This window comes from Bradyrhizobium sp. Ai1a-2 (assembly GCF_000426245.1).
Lineage (GTDB): Bacteria > Pseudomonadota > Alphaproteobacteria > Rhizobiales > Xanthobacteraceae > Bradyrhizobium.
In genome coordinates this window covers 14,101-32,908 of sequence record NZ_AUEZ01000046.1, presented here as the reverse complement: position 1 = coordinate 32,908, position 18,808 = coordinate 14,101, and the positions used below count along the sequence as shown (strand labels likewise).

Here is an 18,808-nt window from a genome sequence, read left to right as displayed (position 1 = left end):
GGTGCCGCCCGTTCCGCTAACGGGTGAACCAAGAAATGCTGTATCTGGAAACGCCGCCGAAACTGATCGAGACCACGATCTTCTCCGCCATGCCGGACGAATTCCGGCGCAAGCAGTCAACCGAATGGGCCGATGCCAATCGCCCGGGTCAGCCGACCGATTGCTTCATCGAAGGCCCGTCCTTCGACGCCGACGGCAATCTCTACATCGTCGACATTCCGTTCGGCCGCATCTTCAAGATTTCGCCTGACCGAAAATGGTCGCTGGCCGCCGAATATCAGGGATGGCCGAACGGGCTGAAGATCGATTCCAAGGGCCGCATCTTCGTTGCCGATTACAGGCACGGCATCATGGAGCTCGACGCGCGGGCAGGGCGGATGCTTCCGGTGCTGACCTCGCGCAATTCGGAATCCTTCCGCGGCTGCAACGATCTGCACATCGGCTCCAACGGCGACATCTATTTCACCGACCAGGGCCAGACCGGCCTGCACGATCCGAGCGGCCGCGTCTACCGCCTGCGGGCGAGCGGCCAGCTCGATTGCCTGATCGACACCGGTGTCAGCCCCAATGGGCTGGTGCTCGATCCGCACGAGGCCGTGCTGTTCGTCGCGATGACGCGCGACAACGCGGTGTGGCGCGCGCCGTTCATGAAGGACGGCAGCGTATCCAAGGTCGGCCGCTTCTGCTCGATGTTCGGCCCCGGCGGCCCCGATGGGATCACGATGGACAAAGCCGGTCGGCTGTTCGTCGCCCATGTCTCGCTCGGCCACGTCTTCGTGTTCGCGCCATCAGGCGAACTGATCGCGCGCATCAAGTCCTGCGCGGGCAATGCGGTCACCAACGTCGCGATCGGCGGCGCCAGCCGCGACCGGCTCTACATCACGGAGTCGGCCACGGGCACGGTGCTGGTGGCTGACATCAGCGTGCTCGATCGCTAGACAATCTCCCTCCGTCATGCCCCGCGAAGGCGGGGCATCCAGTAACCGGCGGCGTCTCGGCTCGATCACGGCCTTCGGTGGATACTGGATCGCCCGGTCAAGCCGGGCGATGACGGATAGATGGGATCGCGTAAGCCGCCTCACGACCTCCGGTTCTTCGCATTCACCGCGATCGCCGCCGCCGCCGTACGGTTCTCCACGCCGAGCTTGGAGTAGATCTGCTCCAGATGCTTGTCGACCGTGCGCGGGCTCAGCCCCAGGATCTGCGCGATGTCGCGGTTGGTCTTGCCCTTGGAGAGCCATGACAGCACCTCGCCCTCGCGGGTGGTGAGGCCGAGTTCGCTGGAGAATTCCGCCGGCATGTCGGCGCTGGTGTCCTTGGCGAGCCGCAACAGGAATTCGTTGGCGCCGAGCTTGCCCATATATTGCAGCCGCAATTGCTCGTTACCCGGAAACGAGGCCATGGTCGTGGTCTTCGCTGCCGTCTTGCCCTTTTGCGCCTGCTCCAGCCATTGCGGGATCGGATCGGGCAGCACGACGTCATCGCCGTCTTCCGCCAGCGTGTCCGACAGCAGCCTCTGCGCTTGCGGCGTCGCCCACAAGACCTTGCCGTGATCGTTGACCGCGAGCAGATAGCGGCCGGAGACGTCGAGCGCGGCGCGCGCGCTCTGCGTCAGCCGCGCGTTGGCGAGATGGACGCGGATGCGCGCCAGCATCTCCTGCACCACGATCGGCTTGGTCACGTAGTCGACGCCGCCAGCCTCCAGCCCGCGCACGATGTGCTCGGTCTCGGCGAGGCCGGTCATGAAAATGATCGGCACATTGTCCAGCCCGGCATCACGCTTTAGCCGACGGCAGGTCTCAAACCCATCCATGCCGGGCATGACCGCGTCGAGGAGGACGATGTCGGGCGTGATCTGGTCCACGATCCGCATCGCGGATGCGCCGTCGAGCGCCACCATCACGGTCATGCCGGCACCGTCGAGCGCGTCGGTCAAAAGCCGCAGCGTCTCCGGCGAGTCGTCGACGACCAGCGCGACGTCGCGCTTCTTGCTTTCAGTGGTCATAGCTGTGCAGCGCCTTCAGGGTCGCCATGTACTGATCGAGGTCGAAGCGATCGACCAATGAACGCATCTGCGTGACGAAATCCGCATGCTCGGGATGTTCGGTTCCGATCTCGTCGAGCTTGAGCTGGATCGCCCGGATGTAGCCCAACTGCCCGAGGCCGATCAGTTCCTCGATATATTTCACCGGCGGCCGCGAGCCGCTCTCCGGCCGCCACTGCGGCAGTGGCGCCTCGTCGGCGTCGTGCTGCCATTCGAGCTTGAGCAGCAGGCGGATGGTTCCGAGCAGGCGCGGGATATCGATCGGCTTCATCAGGTAGCCGTCATGGAACGGCTGCGCGAGCGGCGCGCCATGCGCCTCCAGCGCGCTCGCCGAGATCATCAGGATGCGCGCCTGGTGATGGCCGGTCGAACGCAGCGCCTCCGCCACCATCCAGCCGTCCATGCCGGGCATGGAGATGTCGAGCAGGAACAGGTCGGGCCGGCAATGCTGCGCCAATGCCAGGCAGCCGGGACCGTCGGGCGCGCTGAGCAGGATGAAGCCGAGCGGCGCCAGCACCTCGCGCAAGAGATCGCGGTGCGTCGGATCGTCGTCGGTGATCAGGATGGTCTTGCGCGGCCCGTGGTAGCCATAGACCGGCGCATCGGTCGGCGCGCTGCGACGCGGGTTGGTGACCTCCGACAGCAATATCTTGACCCGGAACGTGCTGCCGGCGCCGACTGTGCTGATCACCTTGATGTCGCCTCCCATCACGCCGGCCAGCAGTCGGCTGATGGTCAGCCCAAGTCCGGTCCCGGTCTGCGGCTGCGAAGCGCCGAGCGCGCCGCGTTCGAACGGCGCGAAGATGCGCTCGAGATCATCAGGCTGGATGCCCGGCCCGGTGTCGATCACCTCGAATTCGGCGACCGGGCTGCGGTAGTGCACCACGAACTGCACGTGGCCGGTTTGCGTAAACTTGATCGCGTTCGAGAGCAGATTGATCAGGATCTGCCGCAGCCGCTTCTCGTCGGCATAGACCACGACCGGCAGCACGGCAGGCCGCTTGAACACGAATTCGATGCCTTTCGCGGCGGCTTGCAGGCGGAACATGCCAACGAGCTGGTCGAGGAAATCATTCAGGCGCACCTCGTCTCGCGAGAGATACAGCCGGCCGGCCTCGATCTTGGAGATGTCCAGAATGCCGTCGATCAGTCCGGAGAGATGGTCGGCGCTGCGGCGGACCACGCGGACCTGCTCGCGCGGCCGCATCTGCAGGCTGTTGTCCTGCTCAAGGAGTTGCGCATAGCCGGAGATCGCGTTGAGCGGCGAGCGCAGTTCGTGGCTCAGGCCGACGACATAGCGGCTCTTGGCAAGGTTGGCGGATTCAGCGACTTCCTTGGCACGCTGCAGTTCAGCGTCGGTGCGCTTGTGAGCGTCGATTTCCTGGATCAGGAGCGCGGTCTGCCGCCGGGTCTCTTCCTCGGCCGCGCGCCGGCTCTGTTGCGCCAGCACGAACAGCCAGGCGACCACGCCGATGATGATCGTCAGCGCGAAGAACACTTTCCACAGCACGTCCGACAACAGGTCGCCGGCTTCAACCGTCGCCGAGGTCTGCAGATAGATCAGGCCGAGCACCAGCCCGACCAGGCCCGCGGAGACCGCGAACACGCCCAGATAATGCCCGAGCTGGGAATTGATGCGGGCATAGATCGGCTGCGGCAGCAACTTGCCCAGCGTCTCTGACACCTGCGCCTGGATCCGCGCATGCGGCTTGCAGAGATCGTGGCAGCGCGCATCCAGCGAGCAGCACAAGGAGCAGATCGGGCCGGCATAGGCGGGGCAGGAGGCCATGTCCTCGGGTTCGAAGGAATGCTCGCAGATGCAGCACTGGATCTGCTCGAGGTTCTGCCAACTCCGCTTCGGCTTGCGCGCGATGTAGTATTTGCCGTCGGTAGCCCAGGCGATCAGCGGCGCCGTGACGAATGCCACCGCCAGCGCGACGAAGGCGGAGAGCGCTTTCGCGGTTGGACCGAACACGCCATAGAAAGCGCTGATCGAGACGATGGTCGCGATCAGCATCGCGCCGACGCCGACCGGGTTGATGTCGCAGAGATGGGCGCGCTTGAACTCGATGTGCTGCGGCCGCAGTCCCAGCGGCTTGTTGACGACGAGATCGGCCACCAGCGCGCCGACCCAGGCGATGGCGACATTGGAATAGAGCGCGAGCGTCTGCTCCAGCGCCTTGTAGACGCCGATCTCCATCAACAGCAGCGCGACGATCACGTTGAAGACCAGCCAGACCACGCGGCCGGGATGGCTGTGGGTGAGGCGGGAGAAGAAGTTCGACCAGGCGATCGAGCCGGCATAGGCGTTGGTGACGTTGATCTTGACCTGCGAGAGGATCACGAAGGTGCCGGTCAGCGCCAGTGCGAGATCGGGCTGCGACAGCACGTAGCGAAACGCTTCCAGATACATGTTCGCCGGCTCGGCGGCGTGCTCATAGGAGACACCATGGCTGAGCGCAAAGAAGGCGAGGAACGATCCGGCCAGCAGTTTCAGCGCGCCGAGCACGATCCAGCCGGGACCGGCACTGAGCAGCGCAATCCACCATGCTCGCCGTGAGGTGCGCCGGTCGCGCGGCAGGAAGCGGAGGAAGTCGACCTGCTCGCCGATCTGCGCCACCAGCGAGAACACCACGGACGCCGCGGTGCCGAACAGCAGGAGGTCGAGTTGGCCGGAGGGGTCGCCATGCTCGCCGGCAAAATTGCGCCATTCGATGAAGGAGCGCGGATGGGCATAGGCGATCGCGGCAAAGGGCAGGATGTGCAGCACGATCCAGATCGGCTGCGTCCACAACTGGAAGCGGCTGATCAGGGTGATGCCGTAGACCACCAGCGGGATGATCACGACTGCGCTGATGAGATAGCCGATCGGCCGCGGAATGCCGAAGCACATTTCGAGCGCGGTCGCCAGGATCACCGCCTCGATCGCAAAGAAGATGAAGGTGAAGGAGGCGTAGATCAGCGAGGTGATGGTCGAGCCGATATAGCCAAAGCCGGCGCCGCGGGTCAGCAGATCGATGTCGATGCCGAACTTGGCGGCGTTATAGGCGATAGGCAGTCCGCAGCAGAAGATGATGGCGCTGACCACGAGGATCGCGGCGGTTGCGTTCATCGCGCCATAGTTCAGCGTGATGGTGCCGCCGATCGCTTCCAGCGCCAGGAACGAGATCGCGCCGAGCGCGGTGTTGGCGACACGGGCGGCGGACCAGCGGCGCGCGCTCTTTGCGGTGAAGCGCAGCGCGTAATCTTCCAGCGTTTGGTTGGCAACCCACTGATTATACTGGCGCCTGACGCGGTCTATCCGCTGCCGCCCTGCCAAATCCCCACCTCCTGAGCCGACGCTGGTCCCGCCTGGTTGGCTCGCAAATCCCGTACCAAAACCTACGTCGCTATTTTGCGGTGCAGTATACGCAATCTTGCGTATCAGTGCGCTGCACAATTCTAGGCAATCCTCGCCTCACCATTAAGCGCGTTCTCGAACCAGTGGGGTGCTCATGTCAGACGAAAAGAAACCGGGCCTGCGGTCGCCGCTTCGGCGCAAGCTACTGATGGGAATGGCGGCGCTGCCGGCCATCTCGCTGCTGCCGCGAACCTCGTTCGCGGAGGCGCCCCCAACTTCCGCGGTCAACACCACCGGCCTTGCCGTCACGGATAGCGAAGTGACCGTCGGCATCCTGCATTCTGTCACCGGCACCATGGCGATCTCGGAGACCGGATCGGTGGAAGCGGAAAAACTGGCAATTGAGCAGATCAATGCGGAAGGCGGCGTGCTCGGCCGCAAGATCAAGTTCATCCAGGAGGACGGCGCCAGCGACTGGCCGACCTTCGCCGAGAAGGCGAAGAAGCTCCTCGTCAACGACAAATGCGCGGCCGTGATGGGCTGCTGGACCTCGGCCTCGCGCAAGGCGGTGCTGCCGGTGTTCGAGCAATATAACGGCATGCTCTACTACCCGACCTTCTACGAAGGCCTCGAGCAGTCCAAGAACGTGATCTACACCGGCCAGGAAGCCACCCAGCAGATCATCGCCGGCCTCGACTGGGTCAACAAGACCAAGGGCGCCAAGACTTTCTATCTGCTCGGCTCCGACTACATCTGGCCGCGCACCTCGAACAAGATCGCGCGCAAGCACATCGAAGGCCATTTGCAGGGCGCCAAGGTCGTGGGCGAGGAATACTTCCCGCTCGGCCACACCCAGTTCAATTCGGTCATCAACAAGATCAAATTGACCAAGCCGGACGTGATCTACGCCATCATCGTCGGCGGCTCCAATGTCGCCTTCTACAAGCAGCTCAAGGCGGCCGGCATCGACCTCTCCAAGCAGACGCTGCTGACGATCTCGGTGACCGAAGACGAGATCGACGGCATCGGTGGCGAGAACATCGCGGGCGCCTATGCCTGCATGAAGTATTTCCAGTCGCTCGACAATCCCAACAACAAGGCCTTCGTCGCCGCCTTCAAGAAGATGTGGGGCGAGAAGACCGTGATCGGCGACGTCACGCAGGCCGCCTATCTCGGCCCGTGGCTGTGGAAGCTGACGGTGGAGAAAGCCGGCAGCTTCGACATCGACAAGATCGCGGCGGCATCGCCCGGCGTCGAGTTCAAGGGCGCGCCGGAAGGCTATGTCCGCATCCACGAGAACCATCACCTCTGGTCGAAGACGCGCGTTGGCCGCGCCAAGGCGGACGGCCAGTATGAACTGATCTATGAGACCGCCGATCTCGTCGAGCCCGATCCGTTCCCGAAGGGCTACCAGTGAGAACGCGCCTCGGCTGAGGCCGGGTCTCAACTCTCATGACATCGGCGTGGGCCGCAGGGCCCGCGCCACCCCAGACGCACGCGCCGCGCGTGGGCGCAGGCCCGACCCATTCAGAGGACGGATCATGTTCGGTGACTATTCGCTCAGCGATCTCGGCGCCATCTTCGCGATGCAAGGCTTCGCCGGACTGATCCTGTTCTCGGTCTATGTGCTGATGGCGCTGGGGCTCGCCATCATCTTCGGCCAGATGGGCGTCATCAACATGGCCCATGGCGAGTTCATGATCCTCGGCGCTTACGTCACCTGGATGACGTCGAGCGCCTTCCAGCAATATCTGCCCTCGCTGTTTCCCGGCTACTTCTTCATCGCGATGTGCTTGGCGTTCATAGCCTCAGGCGCGCTCGGAATGCTCGTCGAGTGGGCGCTGATACGCCATCTCTACAAGCGCCCGCTGGATACGCTGCTCGCGACCTGGGGGCTCAGCCTGATCCTGCAGCAGGCCTATCGCTCGGTGTTCGGTGCGCGCGAGGTCGGCGTCGAGCTTCCCGAGTGGATGATGGGCTCCTGGCAGGCGACTGACGCGATCCAGATCCCGATCAATGGCATGTTCGTGATGGCGCTGACGGTCTTGATCACCATCGTGGTCGCCTATGTGCTGTTCTGGTCGCGCTGGGGCCGCCAGGTCCGCGCCGTCGTGCAGAACCGCGTGATGGCGGGGGCCGTCGGCATCAACACCGAGAAGGTCGACCGCTACACCTTCGGCCTCGGCTGCGGCATCGCCGGCATCGCGGGCAGCGCCTTCACCATGATCGGCTCGACCGGGCCGACCGCCGGCCAGCTCTACATCGTCGACACCTTCCTGGTCGTCGTATTCGGCGGCGCCGCCTCGCTGGTCGGCACCATAGCTTCCGCCTTCACCATCTCGCAGGCGCAGTCGACCATGGAGTTCTTCCTGTCGGGTTCGATGGCGAAGGTGCTGACATTGCTTGCAATCGTCGCGATCCTGATGGTGCGGCCGCAGGGACTGTTTGCACTCAAGGTCCGCAAATAAGAACAAGCAGGCATGTCATGATCATCAACTCGCGCTTTTTCAACCGCACCGAGCTGATCGGCTTCGTCGCGCTCGCGCTACTCCTCTTCGTCATCCTGCCGCTGTCGCTGGATATCTTCCGCCTCAACCTGGTCGCCAAATATCTCACCTACGCCTTCGTCGGCATCGGGCTGGTGCTGTGCTGGGGCTATGGCGGAATCCTTAGCCTGGGGCAGGGCGTGTTCTTCGGCCTCGGCGGCTACTGCATGGCGATGTACCTGAAGCTGGAAGCCTCCAGCGTCGCGAACACCAAGATTCAGTCGACTCCAGGCATTCCCGACTTCATGGACTGGAACCAGCTCACGCAACTCCCCTTCTTCTGGAAGCCGTTCCACAGTTTTCCCATCACGCTGCTCGCCATCATCCTGGTGCCGGGCATCTTCGCCTTCATCATTGGCGCCGCGATGTTCAAGCGGCGCGTCGGCGGCGTCTATTTCGCGATCATCACCCAGGCGATCGCCGCGATCATGACCATCCTGATCGTCGGACAGCAAGGCTACACCGGCGGCATCAACGGGATCACCGATTTGCGCACGCTGCACGGCTGGGACATCCGCACTGATCATGCCAAGTTCATCCTCTACTTCGTCGAGGTCGTGCTGCTGTTTGGCTGCATCATCGCCGCGCAGTTCATCCGGTTGACGAAACTCGGCCGCATCCTGGTGGCGATGCGTGAGCAGGAGGACCGCGTCCGCTTCTCCGGCTATAGCGTCGCCAATTTCAAGATCTTCGCCTTCTGCGCCGCCGCGATCTTCGCCGCGATCGGCGGCGCCATGTTCACGCTCGAAGTCGGGTTCATGTCGCCATCCTTCGTCGGCATCGTGCCGTCGATCGAGATGGTGATCTACACCGCGGTCGGCGGGCGCATGTCGATCTTCGGCGCAGTCTGGGGCTCGCTGCTGGTCAACTTCGCCAAGACCAGCCTGTCGGAATCCTTCCCGCAACTCTGGCTGTTCGGCCTAGGCGCGCTCTTCATCGCAGTCGTGCTGGCATTCCCGAACGGGCTCTCCGGCATCTGGCAGGACTACGTCCAGCCGCACATCGATCGCCTGCTGGCCTCGCGTAAGTCGAAACCCGGCAACGGCTTCCCCGTCGCCGACGGCGCACCGGCGGAGTGAGGAGAGGGGTCATGCTCATCGGTCATCAGCCCAAGGATTTCCTGCTCGCGGTCTCCGGCCTCACCGTCTCCTTCGACGGCTTCAAGGCGGTCAACGATCTCTCCTTCTATGTCGAGGACAACGAGATCCGCGTCATCATCGGCCCCAACGGCGCCGGCAAGACCACCGTGCTCGACCTGATCTGCGGCAAGACCAGAGCGACATCTGGCTCGATTCAATTCCGCGGCCAGGAGCTGACGAAGTTGCGCGAGAACGAGATCGTGCAGGCCGGCGTCGGCCGCAAATTCCAGACGCCCTCGGTGTTCGAAGACCTCACCGTGTTCGAGAATCTGGAGATTTCCTTTCCTCGCGGCCGCACCGTGTTCGGCTCGCTCACCTTCCAGCGCGACGCGGCGGTGAAGGAACGCGTCGAGGAAGTCGCCGAGATGATCTTCCTGAAGGATCGCCTCGACACTTATGCGGATCAATTGAGCCACGGCCAGAAGCAATGGCTCGAGATTGGCATGCTCCTGATCCAGGACCCGGACCTCTTGATGCTCGACGAGCCTGTCGCCGGCATGAGCGTGTCCGAGCGCGCCAAGACCGCCGAACTGCTCAACCGCATCATCAAGGGCCGCTCCGTGCTCGTCATCGAGCACGACATGAAATTCGTCGAGGACATCGCCCACAAGGTCACCGTGCTGCACCAGGGCCAGATCCTCTCCGAGGGGACGATGGAGCACGTCAAGAACGACCCCAAGGTCATCGAAGTCTATCTCGGGCATTGAACATGACGATCTTTCGCACAGCAGCCGCCGCATCCTCCCACCTCTCCCATAGGGAGAGGTCGAATTGCGAAGCAATTCGGGTGAGGGGTTTCGGCCTCTCGTGGGACCTGATCCCCTCACCCGGCGCTGCGCGCCGACCTCTCCCTGTGGGAGAGGTGAAGAAAAGCCACCGGCTCTAGGAGGCGATCATGCTCGCAATTTCGGACCTTCACGTCGCCTATGGCCAGAGCGAGGTGCTGCACGGGCTCAACGTGTCAGTCGCGCCCAACGAGATCGTGGCGATCATGGGCCGCAACGGCATGGGCAAGACCACGCTGATGAAGTCGCTGATGGGCATCCTGCCCGCCAAGAGCGGCTCGGTGAGCATGGACGGCACGGAGCTCAACAAGCTCGAAAGCTATGAGCGCGTGGCCAAGGGGCTCGCCTATGTGCCGCAGGGCCGCATGATCTTCTCCACCATGACCGTGAAGGAGAACATCGAGACCGGCCTTGTCGTGCACGGCGAGTCCGACGTGCCCGGCGACATCTACGAGCTGTTCCCGGTGCTGCTCGAAATGAAGAACCGCCGTGGCGGCAATCTGTCCGGCGGCCAGCAGCAGCAGCTCGCGATCGCGCGTGCGCTCGCGACCAAGCCGAAAGTGCTGCTGCTGGACGAGCCGACCGAAGGCATCCAGCCGTCGATCATCAAGGAGATGGCGCGCACGTTGAAGCGTATCCGTGACGAGCGCGGCCTGTCGATCGTGGTCTCCGAGCAGGTCCTGAGCTTTGCCCTCGATATCGCCGACCGCGTGCTTGTCATCGAGAACGGCGAGATCGTCCGCGACGATCCGCGCGATGCCGTCGATGCCGCGCAGATCTCGAAATATCTGTCCGTCTAACCAAGGCTAGTAAAAAGGGGAGCTTTTGATGCCAGAAACACTCATCAAGGTCGATCTCACCAAATCGGCTTATACCAACGATATGGTGCATAACCGCTGGCACCCGGACATCCCGATCGTGGCGTGGGTCAATCCCGGCGACGATTTCATCATCGAGACCTATGACTGGACCGGCGGCTTCATCAAGAACAACGATTCCGCCGATGACGTGCGCGACATTGATCTGTCGATCGTGCACTTCCTCTCCGGCCCGATCGGCGTCAAGGGCGCCGAGCCCGGCGACCTCCTGGTCGTCGACCTGCTCGATGTCGGCCCGCTCAAGGAGAGCCTGTGGGGCTTCAACGGGTTCTTCTCCAAGCAGAACGGCGGCGGCTTCCTCACTGATCATTTCCCGCTGGCGCAGAAATCGATCTGGGACATCAAGGGCCTCTACACCTCCTCGCGCCACGTGCCCGGCGTGAACTTCGCGGGATTGATCCATCCGGGCCTGATCGGCTGCCTGCCCGATCCAAAACTGCTCTCGACCTGGAATGCGCGCGAGGCCGAGCTGATCGCGACCAACCCGACCCGTGTCCCCGGTCTCGCCAACCCACCGTTCGCGCCGACCGCGCATGCCGGCCGCGCCAAGGACGACGTCAAGGCCAAGATCGGCGCGGAGGGCGCGCGCACCGTGCCGCCGCGCGAGCATGGCGGCAATTGCGACATCAAGGATCTCTCGCGCGGCTCGAAGATCTACTTCCCGGTCTATGTGCCCGGCGGCGGCCTCTCGATGGGTGATCTCCACTTCAGCCAGGGCGACGGCGAGATCACCTTCTGCGGTGCGATCGAGATGGCCGGCTGGCTGCACATCAAGGTGGACGTCATCAAGGACGGCGTGGCGAAATACGGCATCAAGAACCCGATCTTCAAGCCGTCGCCGATCACGCCGAACTACAAGGACTTTCTGATCTTCGAGGGCATCTCGGTCGACGAAGCCGGCAAGCAGCATTACCTCGACGTCCACATCGCCTATCGCCAGGCCTGCCTGAACGCGATCGAGTATCTGAAGAAGTTCGGTTACTCCGGCGCGCAGGCCTACTCGATTCTCGGCACCGCGCCGTGCCAGGGTCACATCTCCGGGGTCGTCGACGTGCCAAACGCCTGCGCCACGCTATGGCTGCCGACGGAGATCTTTGACTTCGACGTGATGCCGTCGTCGGCCGGCCCGATCAAGCACATCACGGGCGACATCCAGATGCCGATCTCACCGGACAAGTAGGCTCCCTGCACGAAAGGGTGCGGGACGGCGCGTATTGGCCGCCCCGCATCCGCCGCAAGTTTCAAGCCTGATTGCGCAAGGAGGAAAGAGTGCCCGTCTACGAATATCTCTGCGACGAGTGCGGCCCGTTCAAGGACATGCGGCCGATGTCCGAATGCGACCTGCCGCAAGACTGCCCGCAATGCGAAGCGGAATCGCCGCGCGTCATCCTGACTGCGCCGAGCTTCTTCTGCATGCCCTCCGAGAGGCGCAAGGCGCACGCCACCAATGAGCGCAGCGCACACGCGCCGAAGACGATCGATCAGTACAAGGCCGCGCACGGCCCCGGCTGCGGCTGCTGCTCCGGCAAGAAGCCGGCGCGCCTGATGACCAAGAGCAAGACCGGCGCCAAGGGTTTTCCGACTGCGCGCCCCTGGATGATCAGCCATTAGAACGCATTCTCACCTTGACCTCAGTCTCCGCGCGCTGCGGTATCGCTCCGGACGTGGCTGACGTCCTTTGCCTCAACCGGCGACGCAGCCCCACCCCAGGAATTCCTGATGTAGTTGAGGACATCAGCGACCTGGGTGTCGTCGAGCTGCCAACTGTAGGATGGCATACCGGGCGATGTCGGTTCGCGGGCGGTCGCGACGCTTCGGGCGCCCCGCAATACGATTCGTATCGACGTCGTTGGATCGTTCGATCTGGCGCCGGAGGCATCGGCGATCGCGGGAAACAGATTGGCAACGCCGCGGCCATCGAGCCCGTGGCAGGCGGAGCACTGGTCGCGATAGATTGCACCGCCCGCAACCATTGTCGCGGAATTCTTCGGCAACGGCGCTACACTTTCGGTTTTTCCCGGCAGGGACTTGAGATACGTGGCGATCGCCTTGGTGTCCTTGTTCGTCATATGCGACGTCGACAATGACACGGCTTCCGCCATCGGTCCCGTTGCGGCCGTGATCCGGTTGTGGCCCGTCTTCAAATAGGCGTCGATGTCTTCGACAGTCCAATTTCCCAAGCCAAGGCGTTTGTCGTTCGTGATATTGGGCGCATACCATCCCTGAAGATATGATCCCTGCAGGTATTGATCGGTTTTGTCGCCGCCCAGAAATGTCTTGGCGGTGTGGCAAGCCCCGCAATGCGCAGGACCATCGACAAGATAGGCGCCGCGATTCCACTCGGCAGACTTGGACGGATCGTGCTTGAATTCGGATCGATCGAAATAAAGCGCGTTCCATAGACGCATGCCGGAGCGGATGTTGAAGGGGAAGGGCAGGCTCGTGGGCGGCACATTGTTTCGGACCGGCTCGATGCTGCCGAGATAGGCGCGTATCGCCAGCACGTCGTCGCGCGAGAGCTTGGCATAGGCGGTGTACGGCATCGCTGGATAGAGGAATCCTCCGTGCCGCCCGATGCCCTTTCTGACAGCAGCGTCGAAGGCCTCGTCACTCCATGCACCAATGCCCGTATCGAGATCCGGCGTGAGGTTGGCTGAAATGATATTGCCGAACGGTGTCTCGATCGCTCGGCCGCCCGCGAAAGGCTTGCTCCCGGGAATGGTGTGGCAGCTGATACAGTCGGCAGCCGTCGCCAGATAGCGGCCGTGTTCGATCTGCGTGAACTCCTGCGGATCCGGTTCGCCGGTAAATGCCGGTGAAACGGTGAGCAGGGTAAGAAGAACGGCAATTAGAAAGACGGGCTTGCGGGAGTTAGGCATCGACCAGCCTCCCGGGATTCTTGAGATACTTGCCCCGGATGGCGGCCGCCGCCCAGTAGGCCAGTGCTCCCACCGTCAATGTCGGATTGTAGCCGGGATTCTGCGGGAAGGCGGTCGCGCCCAGCACGAACAGGTTCGGCACGTCCCAGCTTTGCAGATACCTGTTGAGTGCGCTGGTGTTGGGATCGGTGCCCATGACAGCGCCGCCGTTGACGTGCGTCGTCTGGTAAGTGGTGATGTCGTAGGGCCCCTTGCGATACTGCACGGCAAGCTTCTCGGCGCCCATCGCCTTGATGATCTCGGCGAACTTGTCGGTCAGGAATTTGTTCTGCTTGATCTCGTTCTCCTTGAGATCCATCGTGATCCGCATCAGCGGGCGCCCGAAACGGTCGGTATAGGTGGGATCGAGGTCGAGATAGACGTCTCGATAGGAATAGAAGCTGCCGTGCACGCCGGTGCCGGGCTTTACCGTGCTCAGGTAGTTGTCCTTGACTGCCTTCTTCCAGTCCGCACCCCACTTGGGCGTACCGGGCGGCACGAGCGTGCTTTCGATGGGCCGGCCGCCGGTCTGCACCTGCCCCATATAGCCGCCGCCGACAAAGCCGTGAGGACCGTGGTCGAAATTGTCGCCGTTGAATTCGTCGATGCACATCCCGATCGAACCCGATCCGATGAATGGGTTGAAGTTGAACTTCCTGTTGTCGAAGAAGCCGTTCACCGTCGAAATCGTCTGATGCGTGTAGTTGCGTCCGACCACGCCTGTGTTGGCAACCGGGTCATATGGCTTTCCAATTCCGGAATGCAGAAGCAGCTGCACGTTGAATAAGGCGAACGCCGACAGAATGACGAGGTCGGCCTGCTGCTCCCATTCCTCTCCGCTGGTGTCGACGAACGTCACGCCCGTCGCGCGCGTCCCGGATCGGTCGAGGTTGATCCTGATCACCTCGGAATTGTCGCGCGCGGTGAAATTCGCTTTGCGGATCAGGTAGGGGATCAGGGTCGTCTGCGGACTGGCCTTGGAATAGTTGCTGCAGCCGAACCACTCGCAGAACCCGCAATAGGTGCATGGCCCGAGGCGCAATCCGAGGGGATTCGTATAGGCTTGCGACAGGTTTCCGGATGGCTGCGGGAACGGCTTGTAACCCAATTCCTGCGCGGCCTTGCCGAACAAGGTGTGGCTGAAAGGCTGGGCTTGTGGCGGCGTCGGATAGGGCCGCGAGCGTGGTCCTTCGAACGGATTGCCGCCTTCCAGGATCTTGCCTTTCAGGTTTCCCGCCTGCCCCGACGTTCCACAAAGATACTCGAAGCGATCATAATGGGGCTCGAGTTCGTCGTAGGTGATGCCCCAGTCCTGAATGGTCATATCCGCCGGCAGGAAAGACGCGCCATAGCGCTCGGTGAGGTGTGTCCTCAATACGAAATCCGACGGCAGGAACCGCCACATCTCGGCGTTCCAATGCGTGCCACCACCGCCAACGCCGTTGGGCGGCATGAAAGCGCCCCAACTCCGTATCGGCAGAGCCGTCTGGCTCATCATGTTGCGGAATGTGAACGTGAGTTGGTCGGGTCTCAGGAAAAGCTCATGACGAACGCGATAGCGCAATTCGTCCTGCATATAGGTCGGCGGGAAATCCGTCGGCGCATCCCGCCACGGGCCGCGTTCTATAGCGATGACATCGAGGCCCTCGTCGGTGAGCTCGTTGGCCATGATGGCTCCAGTCCAACCGAAGCCAATGATCACAACATCCTTTTTCGGAAGTCTGCGCGGCATCTCTCACCTCGTCCATTGCGCGCTGCCAGTGATGCCGACAGGTGGCAACGGAAAGCGCTCGTTGTGCCGGCTGACCCAATCCAGGTAATTGTAGCGCGCGCCGGGATAGCCGATCATTTTCCATGCGACCATGTCGCGATTGCCGCCGTAGATGGGGTCTGCGAAGAATCCCATCTGTACATCCTTGACGACCTGCTCGAAGAACGACTGGCCATCGATGCCGTCCAGCTTGAAGTCGCCCTTTTCCAATTCTCTCAGGACCTCGTCCTTGTCGGCGACAGGCAGGTCTGCAAACGGCCTTTCGCCGTATTTCGCCTTGCAGCCGCGATCAAGCGCGGCGAGCGCTTCGCGATAGTGTTGCGCGGGTCCCTTCTCGGATTGGGGTCCCTGACTCTTGGTGCCAGCCTGGAACGGAGGACGGACGTAAAGTCCCTCCCGCCTGCCGTAAGGTCCCGCCAACTGACGATCGACGAATACGGCGCAACCGGCGTCCTTGCCGCCGGGTGTCTCCGCGTCCGGCGGAATGATGCAGTCAGCCAGCGCTTCCATTGCCCGCCCTTCTTCCCCAGTGAAAAATTCCCACGGCCCGAGCTTTGCTCGCGAAGGCGGGGCTCCCGCGTTCGGTGTCCAGGGCAGTTGCCCAGCGATGGTGGCAGCGCGCACGCGCGTCGCGCCGAACAGGAACATCGCAGTGCCCGCAAGAAATTCCCTGCGCCGAATGACGAACCAAGTTGGGTTGGACGATTTCATCTCTGTTTCCCTTCGATCCAACACGCAGTCACGTCGCTTAAGAATGCCGCGGGCATTTCCTGTTGAGGATTTTCTTGGCCTCGGGTCTCTAGCTTCGGACTAAGCATCGATGGAAGTGAAATCCCTGCGATTTGCTGATGCAGGATTTTCATCTGGCGAAACTGACCAGCGTTGCGTGAGGATCGCGTAAACCGGCTTTGCGCGTCTACCAAAAGCGAACGATTGCATTTTTTCGAGATGCTAAGCGACAGCGCGACGCTGACGCCTGACTGATGCTCTAAGGTCGTGGAACCTGCAGCGGCCGGTGGGAAGCGCCCGTGCACGGAATGTTGCACTGCGCAATGCAACCATTGAGCTTTCCAGCCTCCGACGTCTCGACATTGTCGAAAGTCTTAGGAAGTACTTTTGATCACGGCGCCAAGGCGGCGGGGCCGGCAACGTCCATATGAACGCGAGCACGACGATTGGCAGCGGGCCTATGAGCGGCGCCGGAACCGTCAACGCGCGGCTTTGTAGACATCGCGCAGGATGTTCGTCTCAAGCTCCAGATTCTCAAGTCGATCTTTGACGACATCGCCGATGCTGACGATACCGACCAGCTTGCCGCCGCGCAGTACCGGCATGTGGCGAACGCGGTGGTGCGTCATCAGCTTCATCGCGCGATTGACACTCTCGTCCGGAGACACGGTGGTCACACCGCACTGCATGATTTCCTTCACAAGCATCGTCCCGGCTGTCTCGCCATAGCGAGAAAATGCGTGAACGATTTCACGTTCGGAAATCAGGCCGAGAACTGAGTTCTCACTCGTCACCACGAGGGCGCCAATATTCTTTGCGCGGAGCCAGTCTGCTGCCCTCTTGATGCTGGCGTCCGGAGCTATTGTTGTGACCTCGGTGCCCTTCCGCCTCAGAATGCTTTCGATGGTCATCGTTTCCTCCCATCGTGTGGCCTAGCCGCCTATTTCATCTCGCCCCGCAACAGGGAGCCACATACCATGGCATCCATTCTCCTCGACAACGAGCATCAGCCTATCATATCGGCAGGAAGCAGTCAGCGAGTATCGGGGCCGGCGGTGCAACAACGGCAGGGGCGTTCGTTCGTCTGTTTGAAGTCGTCGTTCTTGTGCTCTCAACCCCATCCGACGATTAGCTTGAGCGCTCCTTCGAAGAATGCCTGGAAGCGAAGCTGACCGAAGTCCGGTCCCATCGTCCGGACCTGAGATCGTTGCATCCAAGGAGCGACCGATCAGCCCGTCTTGTGCGAGACGTTCTTGACCACCGTGTAGCACTGCAGGCCTTCGGTGCCGCCCTCGCGCCCGTAGCCGCTCTCCTTGACGCCGCCGAAGGGTGTTTCGGCGACCGACGCCACGAAGTGGTTGATCGAGAGGTTTCCGGCCTCGATGCCATCGGCAAGACGCTCGGCGTTCTCAGCCGAACGGGTGAATGCGTAGGCCGCGAGACCGTAGGGCAGGGAATTGGCTTTCTCGATGGCTTCGTCGAGCGTCTTGACAGGGTTGACGAGGGCGAGGGGACCGAACGGCTCCTCGTTCATGGCGCGGGCGTCGTCGGGCACGTCGGCGAGCACCGTGAGCGGAAAATAGTAACCGCGATTGCCCAATCGGTGTCCGCCCGCAAGCACGCGCGCACCTTTGGCCTTGGCGTCGGCAACCAGCGTTTCCATCGCATCGATCCGCCGCGAGTTGGCGAGCGGTCCCATCTGGTTCGACGGGCCCAATCCGTTGCCGATTTTCAGCGCGCTCGCTTTCTCGGCAAAGGCTTTGGCAAATCGATCGTAGATCGATTCCTGGACGAAGAAGCGCGTCGGCGCGACGCAGACCTGTCCTGCATTGCGCGACTTGCCGATCACCGAGGTCGCGGCCGTCGCAACCGGATCGACGTCGTCGCAGACGATCACGGGCGCATGGCCGCCCAGCTCCATGATGGCCGGCTTCATGTGAGTTCCTGCCATCGCGGCCAGATGTTTGCCGACCGGGATCGAGCCCGTGAACGTCACCAGCCGGATGCGCGATTGCGGGATCAGATAGTCTGATATCTCCGCCGGATTGCCGAAAACGAGGTTCAGCACGCCCGCGGGCAGGCCCGCATCGTGGAAGGCGCGCACGAGCTGGACGGCGCCGGCCGGCGTCTCCTCGGACGCCTTGAGAATGATCGAGCATCCCGACGACAGCGCACCGGCGACCTTGCGCGCCGGCGAGCTCATCGGAAAATTCCAGGGCGAGAATGCTGCTACCGGACCGATCGGCTGCCGCAGCACGGTGTGCCGCATTCCGGGCTCGCTTGGGATCACGCGACCGTAGAGCCGCTGTCCTTCCGTTGCATCCCATTCGATGATGTCGCAACCCCGCAGGATTTCCAGCCTTGCCTGCTCGATCGGCTTTCCCTGCTCGAGCGTCATCGCGACAGCCATCTCATTGATGCGTTCGCGAATGAGGGCGGCTGCCCTCAGGATGATCTGCGCGCGCTTGAGCGGCGCCGTCTTGCGCCAGATCGCAAATCCTTTCTCGGCGGCGTCCAGCGCGTCGTCGAGATCGGCTCGCGTCGCCGTGGGCACCGTGCCGAGCGTGGTTTCGTCGGCAGGATTGATGACAGGCTGCCCGCTGCAGCGTTTCCAGCGGCCGTCGATATAGAGCTCGATCTCGGGATAGTTTGCCATGG

The 18,808-nt window shown here is 62.4% G+C and carries 15 protein-coding genes; 8 read left to right on the top strand and 7 right to left on the bottom strand.

Features of this window, described 5'->3' with window-relative positions; translation table 11 throughout:
- The first annotated feature begins 35 nt into the window (after positions 1-35).
- Complete coding sequence (locus K288_RS0126110) at positions 36-938, top strand: SMP-30/gluconolactonase/LRE family protein (protein ID WP_027582223.1); 903 nt, start codon at positions 36-38, stop codon at positions 936-938.
- A 140-nt stretch (positions 939-1,078) separates the two neighbouring features.
- Here the strand turns inward: K288_RS0126110 and K288_RS0126105 are convergent, their stop codons facing one another.
- Together K288_RS0126105 and K288_RS0126100 are read right to left on the bottom strand one after the other, a co-directional pair.
- Positions 1,079-2,005, bottom strand: coding sequence for a response regulator (locus K288_RS0126105; protein WP_027582222.1), 927 nt, complete (start codon positions 2,003-2,005; stop codon positions 1,079-1,081).
- Complete coding sequence (locus K288_RS0126100; RefSeq protein WP_027582221.1) at positions 1,995-5,363, bottom strand: ATP-binding protein; 3,369 nt, start codon at positions 5,361-5,363, stop codon at positions 1,995-1,997. The genes K288_RS0126105 and K288_RS0126100 overlap by 11 nt, the downstream gene beginning before the upstream one ends.
- Positions 5,364-5,538: 175 nt before the next feature.
- Between K288_RS0126100 and urtA the strand changes: the two genes are divergently transcribed.
- The 7 genes from urtA (at position 5,539) to K288_RS0126065 (ending at position 12,343) form a co-directional block, all read left to right on the top strand.
- Positions 5,539-6,801 carry an urea ABC transporter substrate-binding protein gene (urtA, locus tag K288_RS0126095; RefSeq protein WP_027582220.1) on the top strand — a complete coding sequence of 421 codons (1,263 nt, stop codon included), beginning with the start codon at positions 5,539-5,541 and terminating at the stop codon, positions 6,799-6,801.
- Positions 6,802-6,925: 124 nt separating this feature from the next.
- Complete coding sequence (urtB, locus tag K288_RS0126090) at positions 6,926-7,852, top strand: urea ABC transporter permease subunit UrtB (protein WP_027582219.1); 927 nt, start codon at positions 6,926-6,928, stop codon at positions 7,850-7,852.
- A gap of 17 nt (positions 7,853-7,869) precedes the next feature.
- Positions 7,870-9,009, top strand: coding sequence for an urea ABC transporter permease subunit UrtC (gene urtC / locus K288_RS0126085; protein ID WP_027582218.1), 1,140 nt, complete (start codon positions 7,870-7,872; stop codon positions 9,007-9,009).
- 11 nt (positions 9,010-9,020) lie between these two features.
- Complete coding sequence (gene urtD, locus K288_RS0126080) at positions 9,021-9,776, top strand: urea ABC transporter ATP-binding protein UrtD (protein ID WP_027582217.1); 756 nt, start codon at positions 9,021-9,023, stop codon at positions 9,774-9,776.
- Positions 9,777-9,964: 188 nt separating this feature from the next.
- Positions 9,965-10,654: an urea ABC transporter ATP-binding subunit UrtE gene (gene urtE / locus K288_RS0126075; RefSeq protein WP_027582216.1), complete on the top strand. Its 690-nt coding sequence runs from the start codon at positions 9,965-9,967 to the stop codon at positions 10,652-10,654.
- Positions 10,655-10,682: 28 nt separating this feature from the next.
- The gene (gene fmdA, locus K288_RS0126070) at positions 10,683-11,912 is read left to right on the top strand and encodes a formamidase (protein ID WP_027582215.1); all 1,230 of its coding nucleotides are present in this window, start codon (positions 10,683-10,685) and stop codon (positions 11,910-11,912) included.
- Between the two features lie 89 nt (positions 11,913-12,001).
- Entirely contained in the window at positions 12,002-12,343 is a 342-nt protein-coding gene (locus tag K288_RS0126065; RefSeq protein ID WP_027582214.1) for a zinc ribbon domain-containing protein, read from the top strand.
- Positions 12,344-12,363: 20 nt separating this feature from the next.
- Here K288_RS0126065 and K288_RS0126060 read toward each other — a convergent pair whose 3' ends face one another.
- The 5 genes from K288_RS0126060 to K288_RS0126040 form a co-directional block, all read right to left on the bottom strand.
- Entirely contained in the window at positions 12,364-13,611 is a 1,248-nt protein-coding gene (locus K288_RS0126060; RefSeq protein WP_027582213.1) for a cytochrome c, read from the bottom strand.
- Complete coding sequence (locus K288_RS0126055; RefSeq protein WP_027582212.1) at positions 13,604-15,382, bottom strand: GMC family oxidoreductase; 1,779 nt, start codon at positions 15,380-15,382, stop codon at positions 13,604-13,606. The genes K288_RS0126060 and K288_RS0126055 overlap by 8 nt, the downstream gene beginning before the upstream one ends.
- Positions 15,383-15,385: 3 nt before the next feature.
- Positions 15,386-16,132 (bottom strand): gluconate 2-dehydrogenase subunit 3 family protein, encoded by a 747-nt coding sequence (locus tag K288_RS0126050; protein WP_027582211.1) that lies wholly within the window; start codon positions 16,130-16,132, stop codon positions 15,386-15,388.
- A 497-nt stretch (positions 16,133-16,629) separates the two neighbouring features.
- Entirely contained in the window at positions 16,630-17,061 is a 432-nt protein-coding gene (locus K288_RS0126045; protein WP_027582210.1) for a CBS domain-containing protein, read from the bottom strand.
- Positions 17,062-17,378: 317 nt separating this feature from the next.
- Complete coding sequence (locus K288_RS0126040) at positions 17,379-18,806, bottom strand: NAD-dependent succinate-semialdehyde dehydrogenase (protein WP_027582209.1); 1,428 nt, start codon at positions 18,804-18,806, stop codon at positions 17,379-17,381.
- Between the last annotated feature and the right edge of the window lie 2 nt (positions 18,807-18,808).

Excerpts from the sequence above, each read along its gene's own strand:
- urtE (WP_027582216.1), top strand. The coding sequence starts at position 9,965 with ATGCTCGCAATTTCGGACCTTCACGTCGCCTATGGCCAGAGCGAGGTG.
- urtC (WP_027582218.1), top strand. The coding sequence starts at position 7,870 with ATGATCATCAACTCGCGCTTTTTCAACCGCACCGAGCTGATCGGCTTC.
- K288_RS0126105 (WP_027582222.1), bottom strand. The coding sequence starts at position 2,005 with ATGACCACTGAAAGCAAGAAGCGCGACGTCGCGCTGGTCGTCGACGAC.
- urtD (WP_027582217.1), top strand. The coding sequence starts at position 9,021 with ATGCTCATCGGTCATCAGCCCAAGGATTTCCTGCTCGCGGTCTCCGGC.
- K288_RS0126110 (WP_027582223.1), top strand. The coding sequence starts at position 36 with ATGCTGTATCTGGAAACGCCGCCGAAACTGATCGAGACCACGATCTTC.
- K288_RS0126040 (WP_027582209.1), bottom strand. The coding sequence starts at position 18,806 with ATGGCAAACTATCCCGAGATCGAGCTCTATATCGACGGCCGCTGGAAA.
- K288_RS0126055 (WP_027582212.1), bottom strand. The coding sequence starts at position 15,382 with ATGCCGCGCAGACTTCCGAAAAAGGATGTTGTGATCATTGGCTTCGGT.
- K288_RS0126060 (WP_027582213.1), bottom strand. The coding sequence starts at position 13,611 with ATGCCTAACTCCCGCAAGCCCGTCTTTCTAATTGCCGTTCTTCTTACC.
- K288_RS0126045 (WP_027582210.1), bottom strand. The coding sequence starts at position 17,061 with ATGACCATCGAAAGCATTCTGAGGCGGAAGGGCACCGAGGTCACAACA.
- fmdA (WP_027582215.1), top strand. The coding sequence starts at position 10,683 with ATGCCAGAAACACTCATCAAGGTCGATCTCACCAAATCGGCTTATACC.
- urtB (WP_027582219.1), top strand. The coding sequence starts at position 6,926 with ATGTTCGGTGACTATTCGCTCAGCGATCTCGGCGCCATCTTCGCGATG.
- K288_RS0126050 (WP_027582211.1), bottom strand. The coding sequence starts at position 16,132 with ATGAAATCGTCCAACCCAACTTGGTTCGTCATTCGGCGCAGGGAATTT.
- urtA (WP_027582220.1), top strand. The coding sequence starts at position 5,539 with ATGTCAGACGAAAAGAAACCGGGCCTGCGGTCGCCGCTTCGGCGCAAG.